This is a genomic window from Lamprobacter sp. (genome assembly GCF_034860625.1).
Taxonomy (GTDB): Bacteria; Pseudomonadota; Gammaproteobacteria; order Chromatiales; family Chromatiaceae; genus Lamprobacter.
Genome location: NZ_JAYESN010000291.1, coordinates 1 through 3,449, shown reverse-complemented (window position 1 = coordinate 3,449; position 3,449 = coordinate 1). Strand labels below are relative to the sequence as shown.

At 64.2% G+C, this 3,449-nt stretch carries 2 protein-coding genes; both read left to right on the top strand.

What is annotated here, in order from left to right; genetic code table 11:
* Positions 1 to 895 (top strand): Hpt domain-containing protein (locus VBE63_RS26335; protein WP_323685964.1); only part of this gene is annotated, 895 nt, incomplete at its 5' end.
* Positions 885 to 3,449 (top strand): PAS domain S-box protein (locus VBE63_RS26330; protein WP_323685963.1); only part of this gene is annotated, 2,565 nt, incomplete at its 3' end. The genes VBE63_RS26335 and VBE63_RS26330, both read left to right, overlap by 11 nt.

Below are 3,449 nucleotides of genomic sequence, written 5' to 3'. Positions count from 1 at the left end.
GAAGGTGCGCGAGCTGCTCACCACCATGGCGCGTTGGATCAAGGTCGAGGAGAGAGTGACTAGAAGTGAGCAGAGAGTGATTAGGAGTGAGCAGAGAGTAGAAGAGCGCAGCAAGGGACGCGTGACAGCTGATGCACAAGGCACCCCGTCCTCACTCACTCCTCACTCCTCTCAACTCACTACTCATTCTTCCCCACTCACTCCTCACTCCTCTCAACTCACTTCTCACTCCTCTCCACTCAATGCTCTCCCCGGCATCAACATCGCTGCCGGCCTAGCGGTCACGCAGCACAATCAGGCGCTCTACCAGCGGCTGCTGCGCCGCTTTGCCGAGACACAAGCAGATTTTGCCGCTGACTTTGCCGCGGCGATGAGCGCTCGCTCAGAGGACCCTCAGGCGCCAACCCGCTGCGCGCATAGCCTCAAGGGCGTAGCGGCCAATATTGGCGCCGAGGGCGTGCGGCGAGCGGCAGCGGCCTTGGAAGCGGCCTGTCAGGCCGGTGCCGATGATGGGCAGCTGCACGAGTTGGTCGCCGATACCTGCGCGGCGCTGATGCCAGTGCTGGCTGGACTCGAGACGCTGGCGCCTGCGCCCAGCTCCGGGTCCGGGTCCGGGTCCGGGTCCGGGTCCGGGACAGCCTCCACTGCGCTCGATGCGACGACGCAGCCCGCTCTCGATCATGCGGCTTTGGCCAAAGACCTCGCGCAGTTACGGCGCCTATTGAAGCAAGACGATACCGATGCCATCGGACTCGTGCGTGACCTCGCTGAGCAGCTCGGCGCCAGCCAGCTTGGCCAGGTGCTACAACCGCTCACCAACGCGCTCGAGGCCTATGACTTCGAGACAGCGCTGCAAGCGCTTGATGAGGTTGAGAATGCCATTCATGACGCGTGACAAGACCCGACCTCGTCAGGAGCAACGCGCCGGCGCCAGCCTGGACTGGGCGCCGCCGACCCTGCTGCCTTCGTCGTGCCTATTGCTGCCACGCCTGTTGCGGTCAAGCTTGCTGCTGCCACGCCTATTGCTGCCACGCCTGTTGCGGTCAAGCTTGCTGCCGCCACGCCTATTGCTGCCACGCCTGTTGCGGTCGAGCTTGCTGCTGCCGCGCTTGCTGCTGCCGGGCCTGTTGTCGATGCGTTGCCTGACGTCGCTGTGCCTGATGCTGCTGCTCGCGCTATCGCTGCGCCCCGCCTTCGCCCAGGAGCGCATCTTGCGGGTGGTCGGCGACGAGAACTATCCGCCTTATCTGTTCATCAACGCCGAAGGCGAGGCCGATGGCTTCCTGGCCGATCTCTGGCAGCGTTGGTCGCAGGCCACCGGCATCCCGGTGGACTTGCAGCCCTTGCAATGGGATCTCGCCCAGCAGCGCTTGCTCGAGGGCGAGGCCGATGTCATCGAGAACCTCTTCAAGACCCCGCAGCGCCTGCCGCTCTATGCCTTTTCCGAGCCCTACGCCACCCTGCCCGTCGCCATCTATCGCGACCGCTCGATCGGCGGGCTGACCAAGCTCGAGACCCTGCGCGGTTTTCAGATCGGCGTCATGCAAGGCGATGCCTGCATCGACTGGCTCAGCAACCGCGGCATCCATGACCTGGTGCCCTACGAGGACTATCGGGCGGTGATCGCGGCCGCCAAGGCACAGGAGATCAAGGTCTTCTGCATGGATGAGTATCCGGCCAATTTCTATCTCTATCAGCTCGATGCGCATCGCCAGCTGGTTAAGGCCTTCGAACTCTACGCGGGCCAATTCCACCGCGCGACGCGCAAGGATGCCGAGGCCACCCTGGATCTGGTCAAGCAAGGCATGGCGTCGATTCCCGAGGCTGAGATCGCCGCCCTCAGGCGCCAATGGCTGATGGAGCCGACCGACTATCGCCGCACTGCGATGCTAGCACTGCAGGGGATTGCCGCACTCAGCTTGACGTTGATGCTGGTTGGCCTCTGGGTGATCTTGCTGCGCCGCGCGGTCAGCCATCGCACCACTGAGTCCGAGCGCGCCAAGCAGGCGCTGCTCGAGCGCGAGGACCAGCTGCGCGCGCTCGGCGACAACCTGCCCAAGGGCTTCATCTATCAATACCAGGTCGTTGATGGCAAGCCGAGGTTCTGTTATGTCAGCGCCGGCGTTGAGCGCGTGCTCGGCTTCAGCGCCGAGCAACTGCAGGCGGACTCGGATTGGGTATTTGCACGGGTGCCCCAGGATGCACGCGAGCGCAATGCCGAGGCCGGCGCGAAGAGCGCGGCCGAGATGAGCGATTTCTCCGAGCTGCTGCCATTCCATCATCCTGATGGCCGCTTGCGTTGGCTGTTGATCCAATCGCGCCCGCGGCGAGACGCCGAGGGTGAGATCGTCTGGGATGGGATCACCCTCGATGTGACCGACCAGCAAGAGGCCAAGGCGCGTTTCCAAGACGGCGAGCGGCGCCACCGTCAGCAGCTCGAGTCACTGGTCGCCGAACGCACCGCCGCGCTGCAGTCAAGCAACGACCAACTCGCCTATACCCAGCTGGCGATGGACCGGGCCGGCATCGGCATCGCCTGGAACGACGTCGACACGGGCCGCTTCATCTACGCCAACGACCAGTGCTGCGAGCAGTTCGGCTACAGCCGTGAGGCCCTGATGTCGCTGACCGTGAGCGACATCAATCCCGAATTCTCGCCCGATGATCTGCGTCAGGTTGCCCGGCAGCTGCGGCAAAGCCAAGACAGCTTGAAGATCGAGACCCTGCATCGGCGCCAGGATGGCTCCCAGTATCCGGCCGCGGTCACCATCTACTTGCAGCAGGTGCGCGATCAGGAATGGTTCATCGCCTTCTTCGAGGACATCAGCCAACGCAAGGCGCTTGAGGCCAAGCTCGCGCGCAGCGAAGAGCGGCTGCGGCTGGCGATTGAGGGCGCCCAGATCGGCGTCTGGGAGTGGCAGATCAGCACTGGTGAGCTTTACTGGTCGGATTCGTTCAAGGCCCTGTTTGGCGTCGAGTTTGAGGGGCTCGCCTCCTATGAGCTGTTCCTCGAGACCCTGCATCCAGAGGATCGAGCAGGCGTCGACGACAGGGTACGCCAATCGGTCGAGACCGGCGCTCCCTATCAGGTCGAGTACCGCATCCAGCGACCCGATGGCGAGCCGCGCTGGATCAGCGCGCTGGGCCGGACCTACCTCGGCGCCGATGGCAGCGTCCAGCGCATGGGCGGCATTGTGCAAGACATCACCGAGCGCAAAGCGGCCCAGGAGGCGCTGGCACAGGCGCGCGACGCCGCCGAGGCCGCCACCCGCGCCAAGTCCGAGTTCCTGGCCAACATGAGCCACGAGATCCGCACGCCGATGAATGCCATCCTCGGCATGTCGCATCTGGCGCTGCAGACCGAGCTCAATCCGCGTCAGCGCAATTACATCGAGAAGGCGCATCGCTCGGCCGAGGCCCTGCTCGGCATCATCAACGACATCCTCGAC